At 72.0% G+C, this 14,809-nt stretch carries 15 protein-coding genes; 7 read left to right on the forward strand and 8 right to left on the reverse strand.

Annotated features, from left to right (window positions below; translation table 11 throughout):
• Positions 1 to 29 precede the first annotated feature (29 nt).
• The 3 genes from EUA94_RS07165 to EUA94_RS07175 are packed head-to-tail and all read left to right on the forward strand — an operon-like array spanning position 30 to position 1,613.
• Positions 30 to 506: an HIT family protein gene (locus EUA94_RS07165; RefSeq protein WP_129426103.1), complete on the forward strand. Its 477-nt coding sequence runs from the start codon at positions 30 to 32 to the stop codon at positions 504 to 506.
• A gap of 41 nt (positions 507 to 547) precedes the next feature.
• Positions 548 to 865, forward strand: a complete 318-nt coding sequence (locus tag EUA94_RS07170) for a MazG nucleotide pyrophosphohydrolase domain-containing protein (RefSeq protein WP_207210438.1) — start codon at positions 548 to 550, stop codon at positions 863 to 865.
• Between the two features lie 34 nt (positions 866 to 899).
• Positions 900 to 1,613: a hypothetical protein gene (locus tag EUA94_RS07175; protein ID WP_129426105.1), complete on the forward strand. Its 714-nt coding sequence runs from the start codon at positions 900 to 902 to the stop codon at positions 1,611 to 1,613.
• Here EUA94_RS07175 and proB read toward each other — a convergent pair.
• The 6 genes from proB to EUA94_RS07205 form a co-directional block, all read right to left on the reverse strand.
• Positions 1,610 to 2,734, reverse strand: coding sequence for a glutamate 5-kinase (proB, locus tag EUA94_RS07180; protein WP_129426107.1), 1,125 nt, complete (start codon positions 2,732 to 2,734; stop codon positions 1,610 to 1,612). The genes EUA94_RS07175 and proB overlap by 4 nt on opposite strands.
• Positions 2,721 to 4,289 carry a GTPase ObgE gene (obgE, locus tag EUA94_RS07185; RefSeq protein ID WP_207210439.1) on the reverse strand — a complete coding sequence of 523 codons (1,569 nt, stop codon included), beginning with the start codon at positions 4,287 to 4,289 and terminating at the stop codon, positions 2,721 to 2,723. The genes proB and obgE overlap by 14 nt, the downstream gene beginning before the upstream one ends.
• 107 nt (positions 4,290 to 4,396) lie before the next feature.
• Positions 4,397 to 4,651, reverse strand: coding sequence for a 50S ribosomal protein L27 (gene rpmA, locus EUA94_RS07190; RefSeq protein ID WP_129426108.1), 255 nt, complete (start codon positions 4,649 to 4,651; stop codon positions 4,397 to 4,399).
• Positions 4,652 to 4,716: 65 nt separating this feature from the next.
• Positions 4,717 to 5,016 (reverse strand): 50S ribosomal protein L21, encoded by a 300-nt coding sequence (gene rplU / locus EUA94_RS07195; protein WP_129426110.1) that lies wholly within the window; start codon positions 5,014 to 5,016, stop codon positions 4,717 to 4,719.
• Positions 5,017 to 5,201: 185 nt separating this feature from the next.
• Entirely contained in the window at positions 5,202 to 8,315 is a 3,114-nt protein-coding gene (locus EUA94_RS07200) for an Rne/Rng family ribonuclease (RefSeq protein WP_129426112.1), read from the reverse strand.
• Positions 8,316 to 8,647: 332 nt separating this feature from the next.
• Positions 8,648 to 9,373 carry a TIGR03936 family radical SAM-associated protein gene (locus EUA94_RS07205; protein WP_129426114.1) on the reverse strand — a complete coding sequence of 242 codons (726 nt, stop codon included), beginning with the start codon at positions 9,371 to 9,373 and terminating at the stop codon, positions 8,648 to 8,650.
• Between the two features lie 90 nt (positions 9,374 to 9,463).
• Here EUA94_RS07205 and EUA94_RS07210 point away from each other — a divergent pair, with 90 nt between their 5' ends.
• From EUA94_RS07210 to EUA94_RS07220, 3 genes are read left to right on the forward strand one after another with little or no spacing between them, the layout of a single operon-like run.
• A complete protein-coding gene (locus EUA94_RS07210; RefSeq protein WP_242494719.1) occupies positions 9,464 to 10,114 on the forward strand; it encodes a glycosyltransferase family 2 protein in 651 nt (216 codons plus the stop codon).
• Complete coding sequence (locus EUA94_RS07215; protein ID WP_129426118.1) at positions 10,111 to 10,542, forward strand: DUF2304 domain-containing protein; 432 nt, start codon at positions 10,111 to 10,113, stop codon at positions 10,540 to 10,542. The genes EUA94_RS07210 and EUA94_RS07215 overlap by 4 nt, the downstream gene beginning before the upstream one ends.
• Positions 10,535 to 11,422: a glycosyltransferase family 2 protein gene (locus EUA94_RS07220; RefSeq protein ID WP_129426120.1), complete on the forward strand. Its 888-nt coding sequence runs from the start codon at positions 10,535 to 10,537 to the stop codon at positions 11,420 to 11,422. Before EUA94_RS07215 ends, EUA94_RS07220 begins: the two co-directional genes overlap by 8 nt.
• Positions 11,423 to 11,437: 15 nt before the next feature.
• On the opposite strand, the gene EUA94_RS07225 is transcribed toward EUA94_RS07220, so the two are convergent.
• Both EUA94_RS07225 and EUA94_RS22090 read right to left on the reverse strand, forming a co-directional pair.
• Positions 11,438 to 12,541 (reverse strand): glycosyltransferase family 4 protein, encoded by a 1,104-nt coding sequence (locus EUA94_RS07225; RefSeq protein ID WP_129426122.1) that lies wholly within the window; start codon positions 12,539 to 12,541, stop codon positions 11,438 to 11,440.
• Positions 12,542 to 12,551: 10 nt separating this feature from the next.
• On the reverse strand, positions 12,552 to 13,763 hold the full coding sequence (locus tag EUA94_RS22090; RefSeq protein ID WP_165356828.1) for a hypothetical protein: 1,212 nt from the start codon (positions 13,761 to 13,763) through the stop codon (positions 12,552 to 12,554).
• A 90-nt stretch (positions 13,764 to 13,853) separates the two neighbouring features.
• On the opposite strand from EUA94_RS22090, the gene EUA94_RS07235 reads away from it, so the two are divergent.
• Entirely contained in the window at positions 13,854 to 14,798 is a 945-nt protein-coding gene (locus tag EUA94_RS07235; protein ID WP_207210441.1) for a hypothetical protein, read from the forward strand.
• Positions 14,799 to 14,809: the final 11 nt, after the last annotated feature.

Genomic DNA, 14,809 nt, shown 5'->3' on the forward strand with positions numbered 1-14,809 from the left:
GACGCTAGCGCCGGTGGCAGGGTGGGGCCGTGCACACCCACGAGCCCGCCGGGTACGACTGCCCGTTCTGCCGCCTGCAGCGGGGCATCCACAACGAGCACAACCAGCCCGGCGACGTCGTGGGCGTCACCGACCTCGCCTATGCCCGGGTCGCACCCAAGTGGTGGCCGGCGAACCCGGGCGCCGTGCTGGTCATCCCCCGGGCCCATCACGAGAACCTCTACGACATCCCGGCGGACGCCGGCCACGCCGTCTGGGACCTGACGCAACGGGTCGCGGTGGCGATGCGCTCCGCCTACGACTGCGCGGGCATCTCCACTCGCCAGCACAACGAGCCGGCGGGCAACCAGGACGTGTGGCACCTCCACGTGCACGTCTTCCCCCGCCGCGTCGACGACCGGCTCTACGAGCGCCACCGGGAGACCCGCTGGGCACCGCCGGAGGAGCGCGCGCCGTACGCCGACCGGCTCGCCGCCGCGCTGGAACTGCCGCGGTCGTTCGACTGAGCCTCTTCGGGCAGGCTGGGCAGATGGGGCAGGCTGGGCGCATGGAGTTCGAGCAGATGCAGGAACGGGCCCGCGAGATCAGGACGCGCTACGCCGAGGTCGAGGCCTCGACCTACGGACGGTCGTGGACGACCGAGGAGATCATGCTCGGCTTCCTCGGCGACGTCGGCGACCTCGCCAAGCTGGTGCAGGGCAAGGCCGGCGTACGCCCGCGCGACGACCTCGACGAGGCGCTCGCCCACGAGCTCGCCGACTGCCTCTGGAGCGTGCTGACCCTCGCGAACGCCTACGACGTCGACCTGGTCGGCGCCTTCACCAGCACGATGGACGAGCTCGACGAGGCCTTGTCGGAGGGCTGAGCAACCTGCGGGGCGTTCCGGGCATCTCACCGGTATGGGAGCAGCCGTACGTCTCGCCGCGCTGGCGGCACTGGCACTGGTCAGCGCGTGCGCGACCGACGGTGCCGGGACCACGCCCGCGCCCGACCGGACGACATTCACCACTGCGGGCAGCACCCCGACTGCCACCCCGACGCGACGGCCCGCCGCAGGCCCACCGACGGCCATCGGCGACGACATCGGGCTGCCCCACCAGTGGACCTGGCGCGACAGTGACGACGCGTCGAGGCAGCCGCTGTTCGACTTCTGCCTCGAGACGGGCGCGCGGCTCCGCCCACCCGCAACGACCGACTTCCGCGGGCGCATCGAGACGAAGCGCCGCGCGAGTCGCAGCGAGTCACTCGGCATCTACGCCGACCGGCACCGCGCCGCGCGGGCGATCCGCGCGTGGCGACGCCAGGCGGCCACCTGCGCGAACGGCGACTCCCTCGGGCACACCGGTGAGCACTACGAGTGGTCCATCGTCGAGGTCACGGTGCCCGGTGCAGACGAGGCCTGGCTGGGCCGCGAGATCGGCAGCAACCTGCGCCTCCGCGACGGTCGGATCATGGTCTCGACGACGGTCGTGGCCCGCGTGGGGACCGCCGTCTACTCCAAGGACACGCGACGCGCCGTGAGGCGTGGGGCCACGGCCATGTCGGCGCGTACGGCGGCCGAGATCGCGTCGTTGGCGGCGTACGTCCCGACGCTCCGGGTCTTCAGGAGCTAGAGGAGCACCAGGTCGTCGCGGTGGATGACCTCGCGCTCGTACGCCGCCCCGAGGGCGACCTTGAGCTCGCTGGTCGAGCGCCCGAGGAGGGCCGGGAGCTCGTCGGCGTCGAAGTTCACGAGTCCGCGGGCGACGAGCTGGCCCGACGGGTCGAGCACGTCGACCGCGTCGCCGGCCACGAAGCTGCCGGCCACGCCCGTGATCCCGGCCGCGAGGAGTGAGGCCCGCCGCTCGACCACGGCGCGCACGGCACCCGCGTCGAGGGTCAGCGTGCCCAGGCCCGACGTCGCGTGGGCCAGCCACAGCAGGCGGGTCGGGCGACGCTTGCCGGTGGCCTCGAAGAGCGTGCCGACCTCCTCGCCCGCGAGCGCGGCGGCGGCCTGGTCGGCCGAGGTGAGCACGACGTCGATCCCGGCGCCGGTGGCGATCCGTGCGGCATCCACCTTGGTGGTCATCCCGCCGGTGCCGACCCCGGACGACCCGCCCGAGCCGATGGTCAGCGCAGCGAGGTCCGCCTCCGAGCGCACGACCGGCACCAGGCGCGCGCCGTCGCGGCTCGGCGGTCCGTCATAGAGACCGTCGACGTCGGAGAGCAGCACCAGCAGGTCGGCGTGGACGAGGTGGGCCACCAGCGCGGCCAGCCGGTCGTTGTCGCCGAAGCGGATCTCGGAGGTGGCGACGGTGTCGTTCTCGTTGACGATGGGCACGACCCCGAGCTCGAGCAGCTTGGCGAAGGTCTGGTGGGCATTGCGGTAGTGGGCGCGACGCGTCACGTCGTCGACGGTGAGCAGCACCTGCCCCGTCACGATGTCGTGGCGGGCGAACTCCTCCTGGTAGCGGTGGGCCAGCAGGCCCTGCCCGACCGAGGCCGCCGCCTGCTGCGTCGCCAGCGAGCTGGGGCGCTTGCTCAGGCCGAGCGGCGCCAGCCCGGCGGCGATGGCACCGGACGAGACCAGGACGACCTCCGCGCCGGCGCTGCGGGAGGTGGCGAGCACCTCGACGAGACGGCGTACGCGCGCCGGGTCGATGCCGCCGGCGGCGGTGGTCAGCGAGGACGAGCCGACCTTGACGACGATGCGACGCGCGCGACCCACGAGGGCCGAGCGGTCAGTCGTCGTCACTGCCGTCCCAGTCGGGGTCGTCCTTGCTGCCGATCTCGTAGGACATCGGGCCGACGCCCGAGCTGCCCGAGCTCTTGTTGGGGCCCTTCTTCGGGCGCTCCTCGTCGAGGCGGCGGGCCACGTCGGCGCGGGCCTCCTCCTCGGCCTTGGTCTCCATCGCCTCGGCGATGTCGCGACGGCGGTCGCGGGCCGGACGGTCCTCGCGGAGCCGCTCGTCCTCGCCGCGGCGGCCGAGCATCTCGGCACCGGCCTCGATGCTGGGCTTGAAGTCGAACACCACGGAGTTGTCCTCCGACCCGATGAGGACGGTGTCGCCCTCCTGGGCACCCATCTTGGCGAGCTTGAGCTCGACGCCCATGCGGTTGAGGCGGTCGGCGAGGAAGCCGACGGCCTCCTCGTTGCTGAAGTCGGTCTGGCGCACCCAGCGCTCGGGCTTGGCGCCGCGCACCCGCCATCCGTCGTCGGTCGCGACGACCTCGAAGTCCCCACGGTGGTCGACGGCCTGGGGCCGCAGCACGATCCGCTGGGGCTCGACGACGGCCGCATCCTTGCGGGACTCGATCACGATCTCGGCCATCGCGAACGTCAGCTCGCGCAGGCCCGCACCGGACGCGGCACTGACCTCGAAGACCCGCAGGCCACGACCGCGCAGCTCCTCGACCACCATGTCGGCGATGTCCTGGCCGTCGGGCACGTCGATCTTGTTGAGCGCGACCAGCCGCGGCCGGTCCTCCAGCCCGCCGTAGCGGGCGAGCTCGCCCTCGATCACGTCGAGGTCGTCGAGCGGGTTGCGGCCCGGCTCGATCGACGCGGTGTCGACGACGTGGACCAGCGCGGAGCAGCGCTCGATGTGGCGCAGGAAGTCGTGGCCGAGACCCCGGCCCTCCGCAGCCCCCTCGATGAGGCCGGGCACGTCGGCGACCACGAAGGTGGTCTCGCCGGCGGTGACGACGCCGAGGTTGGGGATGAGGGTGGTGAAGGGGTAGTCGGCGATCTTGGGCCGGGCCCGCGAGATCGCCGCGATCACCGAGGACTTGCCGGCGCTCGGGAAGCCGACCAGGCCGATGTCGGCGACGACCTTGAGCTCGAGGCGTACGTCGAGCTCGTCGCCGGGCTCCCCCAGCAGGGCGAACCCGGGGGCCTTGCGCTTCGACGAGGCGAGGGCGGCGTTGCCGAGGCCACCGCGCCCACCGGCGGCGATCACGAGCGTCGTGCCCTGGCCGATGAGGTCGGCCAGCACGTTGCCCTGCACATCGGTGACGATGGTGCCGTCGGGGACGACCAGCGTCAGGTCCTTGCCGTTGCCGCCGTTCTTGTGGTCACCGGCGCCCTGGCCACCGTTGTCGGCCCTGCGCGACGGGCTGTGGTGGTAGTCGACGAGCGTCGTGACGCTCGTGTCGACCTCGAGGATGATCGACCCACCCTGGCCGCCGTTGCCACCGTCGGGGCCACCGAGCGGCTTGAACTTCTCGCGCTTGACCGAGGCCACACCGTTGCCACCTCGTCCGGCTGCGAGGTGCAGCGTGACCTGGTCGACGAACGTGGGGATGGCCATCAGATTCCTTCGGGGTGCTGCTCAGGGGTGCTACGCGTGGGGGAAAGCACGAAGGGCGCCCCAGACAGGGACGCCCTTCGCAGAAGTTGTTCAGTATCGCGGGGACGTCACTCGCCCGGGACGATGTTGACGACCTTGCGACCGCGGCGGGTGCCGAACTCCACGGCTCCGGCCTGCAGGGCGAAGAGGGTGTCGTCGCCACCGCGGCCCACGCCGGTGCCCGGGTGGAAGTGCGTGCCGCGCTGGCGGACGATGATCTCGCCGGCGAGGACGACCTGACCGCCGAACCGCTTCACGCCGAGGCGCTGCGAGTTGGAGTCGCGACCGTTCTTGGTGCTCGCGGCACCCTTCTTGTGAGCCATTGTTCAGTCCTTCGCGAGTGAATGCGGTGAGCGTCGACCTCGGGTGGAAACCCGGGGAGGTGTGCTCAGAGGGAGATGTCGGTGACCTTGACCTGGGTGTACTTCTGGCGGTGACCCTGGCGCTTCTTGTAGCCGGTCTTGTTCTTGTACTTCTGGATGATGATCTTCGGGCCCTTGGTGCGGCCGGTGACCTCGACGGTCACGCTGGCCTTGTCCAGGCCGGTCGCGGTGACGGTGTCACCGTCGACGACCATCACCACGGGCAGGGTGAGGGTGTCACCGGCGGCGGCCATCGCGTCGATCTCGATGACGTCGCCCACGGCAACCTTCTGCTGCTTGCTGCCACTGCGCACGATCGCGTACACGGCGAGTCACTCTCCTCGATCAGGACTACTGGTGAAATCTTCGGGCCTGCGCACGCCCTCACCACATGACATGGCGCCAAGAACTTCGGCGAGGTACGGCCGCGGGGCGGGCGCGCAGGGATCGGTGTGTCTCACACCGAGAGTCAAGACTACGGGATCGGGTGGGGACCCCGCAAAACGACGCCTCAGCGTTTGCGCGAGCCCTTCTTCTTGATCGGCACGTGCTCCACCGTCGGCGCCTCGGACGAGGCCACGTCGCCGGGCTCACCGGGCTCGACACCGACGGTGCCGGGCTCGACCACGCCGGTCTCGGGCACGGTGCCGGCGGCACCGGTCGTCGACGTTGCGGGCAGGGCCGGCGGGCCGGCGGGGCGGCTGGCCGACCGACGACGCGTACGCGTCACGACGCGCGGCTTCTCGTCCTCGGCGGGTGCCGCCTCGGGCTCGACGACCGGCTCGATGACCGGCTCGGGCTCGACGATCGGCTCGGGCTCGACGACGACCTCGGCGGGTGCGTCGGTCGGAGCGTCGGCAGGAACGTGGGGGTGGGCCTCGGTCACCGGGTCGTCGGAGCCGGCGTCAAGGTCGACCTCTGCCTCGGCCTCGGCGGCCCTCTCGTGGCGGGCCATGGCCGCGACGTCCTTCGGCGACGGGGCGTGGCCACCATTGCCGTTCGAGGTACCGTTCGAGGTGCCGTTGTCGTCGCTGGCACCGCGCTTGCCGCGGCGGCGACCCGTGCGACGGCTCTCACCCTCGTCGGGCGTGGCGTCGGGGTCGACGGGCTGGTCCTGGATGACCACGCCGCGACCCTGGCAGTGCTCGCAGTTCTCGCTGAAGGACTCCAGCAGGCCGGTGCCGATCCGCTTGCGCGTCATCTGCACCAGGCCGAGCGAGGTGACCTCGGCGACCTGGTGGCGGGTGCGGTCGCGGCCGAGGCACTCGACGAGCCGGCGTACGACGAGGTCGCGGTTGGACTCCAGCACCATGTCGATGAAGTCGACGACGATGATGCCGCCGATGTCGCGCAGCCGGAGCTGGCGCACGATCTCCTCGGCCGCCTCCAGGTTGTTCTTGGTGACGGTCTCCTCGAGGTTGCCCCCGGAGCCGGTGAACTTGCCGGTGTTGACGTCGACGACGGTCATCGCCTCGGTGCGGTCGATGACGAGCGAGCCGCCCGAGGGCAGCCAGACCTTGCGGTCCAGGCCCTTGTGGATCTGCTCGTCGATCCGGTAGGTCGAGAACACGTCGCCGCCGGTCTCGCGGCGCTCGAAGCGCTGGACCCGCTCGGTCAGGTCCGGGGCCACCGACTCGACGTAGTCGCGCACGGTGTTCCAGGCGTCCTCGCCCTCGATGACGAGCTTGGCGAAGTCCTCGGTGAAGAGGTCGCGGACCACCTTGAGCGTGAGGTCGGGCTCCCCGTAGAGGAGCTGCGGGCCTGAGCCCTTGTTGCCGGCCTTCTTCTCGATGTCCTCCCAGCGCGACTTGAGGCGCTCGACGTCGCGCGTCAGCTCCTCCTCGCTGGCACCCTCGGCCGCGGTGCGCACGATGACGCCGGCGGTGTCGGGGACGATCTCCTTGAGGAGCGTCTTGAGGCGGTTGCGCTCGGTGTCGGGCAGCTTGCGCGAGATCCCCGAGGTGGTGCCGTCGGGCACGTAGACGAGGAAGCGACCGGCCAGGCTGACCTGGCTGGTGAGCCGGGCCCCCTTCTGGCCGATCGGGTCCTTGGTGACCTGCACCAGGATCATCTGGCCGCTGGACAGCACGGACTCGACCTTGCGGGCCTGGCCCTCCTTGTGGCCGAGTGCCGCCCAGTTGACCTCGCCGGCGTAGAGGACCGCGTTGCGACCCTTGCCGATGTCGATGAAGGCGGCCTCCATCGACGGCAGCACGTTCTGGACGCGACCGAGGTAGACGTTGCCGATCAGCGAGGTCTGCGACTCACGGGCGACGTAGTGCTCGACGAGCACCTTGTCCTCGAGGACCGCGATCTGGGTGAGGTCCTTACGCTGGCGGATCACCATGACCCGCTCGACCGACTCGCGGCGGGCAAGGAACTCGGCCTCGCTGACGATCGGAGCGCGGCGGCGACCGGCCTCACGACCCTCGCGGCGGCGCTGCTTCTTGGCCTCGAGGCGGGTGGAGCCCGCGACGGCGGTGATCTGGTCCTCGGCGGACCGGGTCTTGCGGACCCGGGTGACGGTGTTGGGCGCGTCGTCGTCCGACCCGCCGTCGTCCCCGGAGCGACGGCGGCGGCGACGGCGGCGCGAGGTGCCCTCCCCCGAGTCCGAGTCCGAGTCTGCGGATCCGTCACTGGAGCCGGAGTCGTCGCCGGCCGAGCCGGACTCGGCCGACGCGTCGTCGGAGGAGTCCGCGTCGGAGCCCTGCTCGTCGCCGTCGCCCTCGCCGGACGCGTCACCGCTGCCGTCGGAGCCCTTGCGCCGGCGGCGTCCGCCGCGGCGGCGGCGCCGGCGAGCGGCGGTGCCGCCCTCGTCGTCACCGGACTCGTCGTCGCCCTGGCCGTCGCGGGTCTGGGTCGAGGTGTCCTCGTCGGCGTCGTCCTCGGTGGTCTCGGCAGGCGTCTCGGCGGAGATCTCGGCGGCCTCGTCGTCCGACGGGGCGGCTGCCTTCCTGGTGCGGGACCTCGAGCCGGCGGCCTTCTTCGCACGCGACCGGGTCGGGCGCTCGGCGGCGGCCTCGTCCTCGGTGACCTCGGTCTCGGCGACCTCGTCCTCGGCCTCGGTGGCCTCCTCGTCGGCGACCTCCTCGACGGGGGCGGGCGCGGCCGTCCTGCGCGTACGACGCGTGGTCGTGGCGACGGGAGCCTGGAACAGGACGGCGTGGCCGCCCGCCTCGGGGGCCGCGTCCGTGTCGGTGTCGGTCTCGGCAGCGGAGTCGGCGGCGGGGGCGCGCTTCGCGGCGGTCTTCCTCGCCGGCGCCTTGGCGGCCGACCTGCGCCGGGTCGTCGTCTTCGCCGCGGGAGCGTCCTCGGCCGGGGCCGACTCCGCGGACGGCTCAGCGGCCTCGGTGGCCTCGGTGGCCTTCTTGGCCGGCGCGCGCTTGGCGGCGGCCTTCTTGGCGGGGGCCTTGCGGGCGGCGGCCTTCTTGGACGGCGCCTCGGGTGCGACCGCGTCAGCGACCGCGTCAGGAGTCGCGTCGGGCGCCGGGGCGGCCTTCTTCGCGGGGGACTTGCGGGTGCGTCGGGTCACGACGGGCGGTGCGGAGGCGGTGCCTGCGTCGGACCCTGCATCAGGGGCGGAACCGGTGCCGGCTTCGGTGCGCTCGGGCTGGTCATCGAGCATGTGGTGCTCCTCGGGCACCAATCGCGGTGCCGATACGGGCGCCCAGCGGGATGACGATCCCGGGGACGCAAAGCTTCAGTGGCGGCGACATCCTCCGCGTGCGCGTCTCCGGATGCTGTCTGTCACCTGCCGCGGTCGCCGGGCCACCGTGGGAATCGCTCTCACCGATTCCTGTGGCCGCGTCGCGGTCCGGTGACGTCCACCCTTCCGGGGTGCCGACCCAGCCCCAGGTTCAGGGTGTGGCCGGCGAGAACGTCGTCGGCTCGACGGATCCCGACCTTTCGCCGGGGTGTCGAACGCTGCGAGTATCGCACACGCCCCGACCCCGGGCCCTATGTACGAGGTGCCAGCGGGTCGCCGACCTCGCCGGACGCGAGGAGCGGCCCCTGCTCGAGCCGGGTCATCAGCGGCGCCTCGCCCGCGTCGAGCCCGGCCACCGTGGCCAGGCCCCGGAGGACGTCGTCGGGTCGTACGGCCGGCGTGCCGTGTCGCAGCACGACGTCGAGCGTCGTACGCCCCTCGTCGCCCTCGACCGGCGCGACGAGCGCGAGGGCGACCACGGCTCCCCGGGCGTCGAACTCGCGCATGCCCTTCTTCGTCATCCGCTCGACCAGCGCCTCGTCGGCGGCGAGGAAGCGCGCGACGGCGTCCTCGGCGACCTCGCGGCCGACGGCCAGGACGATGCGCCAGCGGCTGCCCTCGAGCAGGTCGGAGAGCGAGCCGCCGGGCGACTCCACCACGTCGAGGACGTCCAGGCCGGGGGGCAGCGCCTCGTCGAGCATCGCGTGGACGTCGGCGGGCACGACGACCTGGGCCAGGGCCAGCTCGAGGTACTCCGCCTCGCTCGCCGAGCCCGTCGGTGCCGCGCCGGCGTACGAGATGCGCGGGTGCGGGTTGAAGCCCGAGGAGTACGCCATGGGGACCCGCGCACGGAAGACGGCGCGCTCGAAGGCCCGGCTGAAGTCGCGGTGGCTGGTGAAGCGGAGCCGTCCGCGCTTGGCGTAGCGCACGCGGAGGCGCTGCACCGGTGGGGCCTGCTGCTCGGGTTGGTCACGCACGGCCAGAGCCTAGGCGTTCCGCCCGGATAGGCCGCACGCCCGCGTGGCGGTATATTCCCGCGGGTGAGAGACGTCGCTTTCGTTGTGCCTGTGTACAACGAAGCAGAGGTCATCGGATCGGTCATCGCGGGCATCCTCGAGAGCTGCCCTCACGTGGTGTGCGTGAACGACGGCAGCTCGGACCTGTCGGCCGACGCGATCCTCGACGCGGGCGCCTACCTGGTCAACCACCCGATCAACATGGGTCAGGGCGCTGCCCTCCAGACCGGCATCGAGTTCGCCCGCCTGCTGCCCGGGGTCACCCGCTTCGTGACGTTCGATGCCGACGGCCAGCACCGGGTCGAGGACGCCGTCCGGATGCTCCGGGTCCTCGAGACCACCGACGTCGACATCGTGCTCGGCTCGCGCTTCCTCGGCGAGGCGATCGGTGCCAGCCGGTTCAAGCGCGTGCTGCTCAAGGCCGCCGTCCGCTTCAGCAACCTCACGTCGGGCGTCCGGTTGACCGACGCCCACAACGGCCTCCGGGTGTTCAACCGCCACGTCGCCGACACGCTGCGGATCACCGCGCCCGACATGACCCACGCCAGCGAGATCATCGAGCTCATCGCGCGCAACAAGTACCGCTTCGTCGAGGTGGCCGTGACCATCGACTACTCCGACTACTCGGTCGCGAAGGGCCAGCCCGCGGTCAACGCGGTCAACATCGCGGTCGACACCCTCCTGCGGAAGGTGAGCCGATGATCCTCATCCAGATCATCCTCATCGCCGCGTTCGCGGTGATCTTCCTCGTCGCCCTGCGCAGCCGCAGCGCCCACAGCGTCAACGCCTGGAAGAAGATCGCGTTCGCCGGGCTGATGGTCCTCGTCGTGATCGCGGTCCTGGCGCCCGACCTGGTGAGCATCGTCGCCCAGGCGATCGGCGTGGGCCGTGGCACCGACCTCGTCCTCTACGTGGTGTCGGTGACGTTCGGCTTCTACGTCGTCAACCAGTACCTCCGCGCCCAGGAGTCGCGCCACCAGCTGCACCAGCTGGCCCGGCGGATCGCGATCCTCGAGGCCCAGGAGCGCTACGGCATGGAGCGCCTCACCGTGCGCAGCTCGGTCGGGACGACCGTCGCGCCGGACGCCCAGGTCGCGCAGCCGACGGAGATCCTCCCGCCGCATGCCTGAGATCTTCATCCCGTTCTGGGGCGAGCCGGCGCTCCTGTTCGAGGCGGTCGAGAGCGTCCGCGCGCAGACCGACCCCGACTGGCGCCTGACGGTCGTCGACGACTGCTACCCCGACGACAGTGTCGGGGCGTGGTTCGAGGCGCTCGCCGACGAGCGCGTCACCTACCTCCGCAACGAAACCAACCTCGGCATCACCGACAACTACCGCCGTTGCCTCGAGCTCGCGAGCGACGAGTGGCTGGTCTTCCTCGGCTGCGACGACGTGCTGCGGCCGGCGTACGTCGCCACGGTGCGCGCCGCGATCGCCTCCGCCCCGGCCGGCGTCGACATCGTCCAGCCCGGCGTCGAGGTGATCGACGAGACCTCGACGCGGGTGGACCCGCTGGTCGACCGGGTCAAGCGCCGGCTGTTCGCCCCGCGGCTCACCGGGCCGCGCGTGCTCGCCGGTGAGGAGCTCGCGGTGTCGCTGCTGCGCGGCAACTGGACCTACTGGCCGTCCCTCGCCTTCCGCACCGAGGCGGTGCGTCGCCACGACTTCCTCGACGGCATGCCGCTGGTGCAGGACCTGGCGCTGATGGTCGACATGGCGCTGGGCGGCTCGCGGATGCTCGTGCTCCCCGACGTCGTCTTCGCCTACCGCCGACACTCGGCGAGCGCCTCATCGGCCACCGTCGACGACGGCGGCCGCTTCGAGGGCGAGCGGGCGTACTTCAGGATCGCCGCGGAGCGGTGCGCCGCGCACGGCTGGGCGCGGGCCGCCCGCGCCGCCCGGGTGCACGCCGCCTCCCGGCTCTACGCCGCCAGCCGGCTGCCGCAGGCCGTCACCGGTCGCTCGTGGGGCGCCACCCGCACCCTGGGCCGCCACGCCTTCGGGCGCTGACCCGCTCCGGTCCGCTCAGCGCGCGGCCAGGGTCGACCGGAACACGTCGAGCGTGTCCTCGGCGACCCGGCGCCAGCTGAACTTCGCAGCCTGCGCGACGCCTTCCCGGGCCAGCCGCTCGGCGACCTCGGGCTGCGTGGCGAGCGTCGTCATCGCGGCGGCGATGGACGCGTCGTCGTGCGGGTCGAACCACATCGCCGCGTCGCCACCGACCTCGCGCAGCACCGGCAGGTCCGAGGCCAGGACCGGCAGGCCGATCGACATCGCCTCGAGCACCGGCAGGCCGAAGCCCTCGGCGAGCGTCGGGTAGGCCATCGCGCGGGCCCGGCGCCGGAGGTCCGCCAGCTCGTCGCTGCCGATCCACCCCTTCAGCTCCACCCACTCGCCCATGCCGGTGCGACGTACGACGTCCGCGACGGGGTCCTCCCCCGGACCGGCGCCGGTGATGACCAGGCGCGGGCGTACGGACTCCTCGACCAGGGCGAGGGCGCGCACGAGCGCGTCCCAGTTCTTGTACGGGCGGCGCTGGCCGCTGGCCAGGATCAGGTTCTCGCCGATCCCGTCGCGCCCGACGTCGGTCGCGCCGTGCGCCGCGAGCGGCACCACGTGGAGGCGGTCGGACGGGAAGCCGAGGTACTTGTGGATCTCCTCGGCCGAGACCCTGCTGTCGGTGATGATGCGCGCGGCGTTGGCCGCGGCCCGCTGCTCCATCCACATCACGGGGCGCGTGTAGAGCGGCGTCACCATGAACTCGGGATGGCTCCAGTAGAGCATGTCGTGCACCGTCAGGACGGTCGGCATCGAGGTGCGCGCCGGGCCCAGGGTGGCCGGGCAGTGCACCAGGTCGGCGCGCCGGCGCCGGGCGTGGAGGCTGGAGGCGACGAGCTCGCCTGCGGCCCAGATGAAGCGGTTCTCGCCGCTGATCCGCGAGCGGATCACCTCGCCGGGGAACCAGGACAGGTCCAAGCGACCGCCCTCGGCGCTGGCGAGGGCGACGAAGTCGAAGCCGCTGTCCAGCGTCCCGATCTCGCGGTAGAGCTCGCGGGTGTAGGTCTCCATCCCACCCTTGGTGCCGGTGTAGGACAGCATGTCGACGAACACGAGTGGGCGTTTCGGCACGGGCGAGACCCTAACCGACCCTGCGGTGCCCTCCGAGGAGGTGCACGACCACCCCGACCGCGGGCCCGACCAGGAGCGATGTGACGACCCGCTGTTCCAGCCCTCCTGGCAGCAGCAGCGTGGCGACCGTGGCCACCGTCGCGGCGATCCAGCCGGCGAGGTAGACGGTGTGGTGGTCGAGCGCGACGGCCGCTGCACCGGTGACGGTCAGCACGGCGACGAGCCCAGCCCCCAGCACGAGCCCGGCGAACACGGGACCGTCGACGTGGAAGTCCGGGTTCACGATGCGGAGCGCCCAGGGACCGACCGGCCACGCGGCGAGCGCCCCGACGAGCGTCAGGCCGACGATCCCGGCCAGCACCGGTCCCAGGGCGCGTACGCCCTGCACGGCGACGCGCGCGACCACGACGTTCTGGTAGGCGCCGAGCGGGACGAGCAGTGGCGCGCGGCACAGCGAGACGGCGAGCATGATCGGCGCCGCGCCCGCGAACACGTCGTCGGGCGTCGTGACCTTCACCAGCAGGGGGAAGCCCACGAGGAGGACGGCTGAGACGCCGGCCGCGGTGCACGAGGTGACGAGCCGGCGCACCAGGCCGGACACCTCCACGTCGACGCGCTGCGTCCACAGGTGGCGGTAGCGCGTCGAGGCGAGCGTGGCGGCGATCCAGAACCCGGACGCGACCGCGCTGGCGAAGGCGAAGCCCGCCACCCCGGCGAAGAGGGCCGCCACGACGACGAAGAGTGCCAGCCGGCCGGCGGTCTCGCCGGCCACGAGCAGGCTGTAGCCCGACCACGCGCCGCGGCCCGTGGCGACGCCGGCGACCACCACGTGCACGCTGAAGAGCGTCGTGCCGAGGACGGTCGCGCCGAGCAGCGGACCCCAGTGCGGGCCGTACACCGGAGGAGCCCACAGGAAGCCGCTGATGCCGACGACCGCGACGAGGGCCAGGCCGAAGCCGACCGCGACGGGCATCAGGCGTGTGCCGGCGCCGCTCGTGTCGCCGGTCGTGCTGACCGCGCGCGTCACCTCCGTGGTCACGCCGTTGAGGGTGCCGTACATCGCGAAGACGACGCCCCAGAAGACGAGGAAGTGGGCGCTGTCGGCGGGAGTCAGGGTGCGCGCGGCGAGGATCAGCGCGACGTAGCCGGACACGCCGCTGACCAGCGCGGCGCCGAGGACGAGGGCCGTCGGCGAGGCCACCAGCTGCGATCGTCTCGACACGGTCGCCCATGCTAGGGCCGTGAGCGTCCCGACCGGTCACCTGTAGTGTCCGAGCCGATCCGTGAGGCGAGCGAACCGGGGGCGTGGGAGATGTTGCGAGAGCGATTGGTGGCGCGGACGCCGCGGGTGGCGCAGGCGCTGCAGCAGGTACGCCGGCAGACGCCGGGGTCGCTGACCCGGGAGATCGAGCTCAACCGGGTCCTGCTCGGCACGATGATGACGCGCCAGCTCCCCGCCTCCGTCGACTCCCTGCGCGACGTGGAGTTCCGGGTCTTCTCGCAGTTCGGCGACGACGGGATCATCCAGTTCCTGCTCCAGCACGTCGAGGCGCCCGAGAGCTTCATCGAGTTCGGCGTGGAGACCTACCGCGAGTCCAACACGCGCTTCCTGCTGGTCAAGGACAACTGGCGCGGGCTGGTGATCGACGGCAGCGAGGCCAACGTGGCCAGCATCCGGTCCCTCGCCGAGTCCTGGCGCCACGACCTGACGTCGGTGGCGAGCTTCATCACCCGCGACAACATCAACGACCTGTTCGCCGGCGCCGGTTTCACCGGCGAGGTCGGCCTGCTCAGCATCGACATCGACGGCAACGACTACTGGGTCTGGGAGGCGATCGAGGCCGTCTCGCCGGTCATCGTGGTCTGCGAGTACAACAGCGTCTTCGGGCCGGACGCCCAGGTCACGGTGCCCTACGCCGCCGACTTCACCCGTCGTGCCGCCCACCACTCCAACCTCTTCTTCGGCGCCTCCCTCGCCGCGCTGTGCGACCTGGGCCAGCGCAAGGGCTACGCGTTCGTCGGCAGCAACAGCAACGGCAACAACGCCTACTTCGTCCGCACCGACCGGCTGGGCGACCTCCCCACCACGGACGCGGCCGAGGGCTACGTCGAGTCGCGCTTCCGCGAGTCGCGCGACGAGGCCGGCAACCTGACCCACCTCACCGGGCGCGCCCGCCTGGACGAGATCTCGCACCTCGTGGTGCACGACCTGGCCACGGGCACCGAGCGCCCGCTCCACGAAGTCGTCGGCGGCTGACCTCAGCCGTA

This window comes from Nocardioides zhouii, assembly GCF_004137345.1.
GTDB classification, from domain to species: Bacteria; Actinomycetota; Actinomycetes; order Propionibacteriales; family Nocardioidaceae; genus Nocardioides; species Nocardioides zhouii.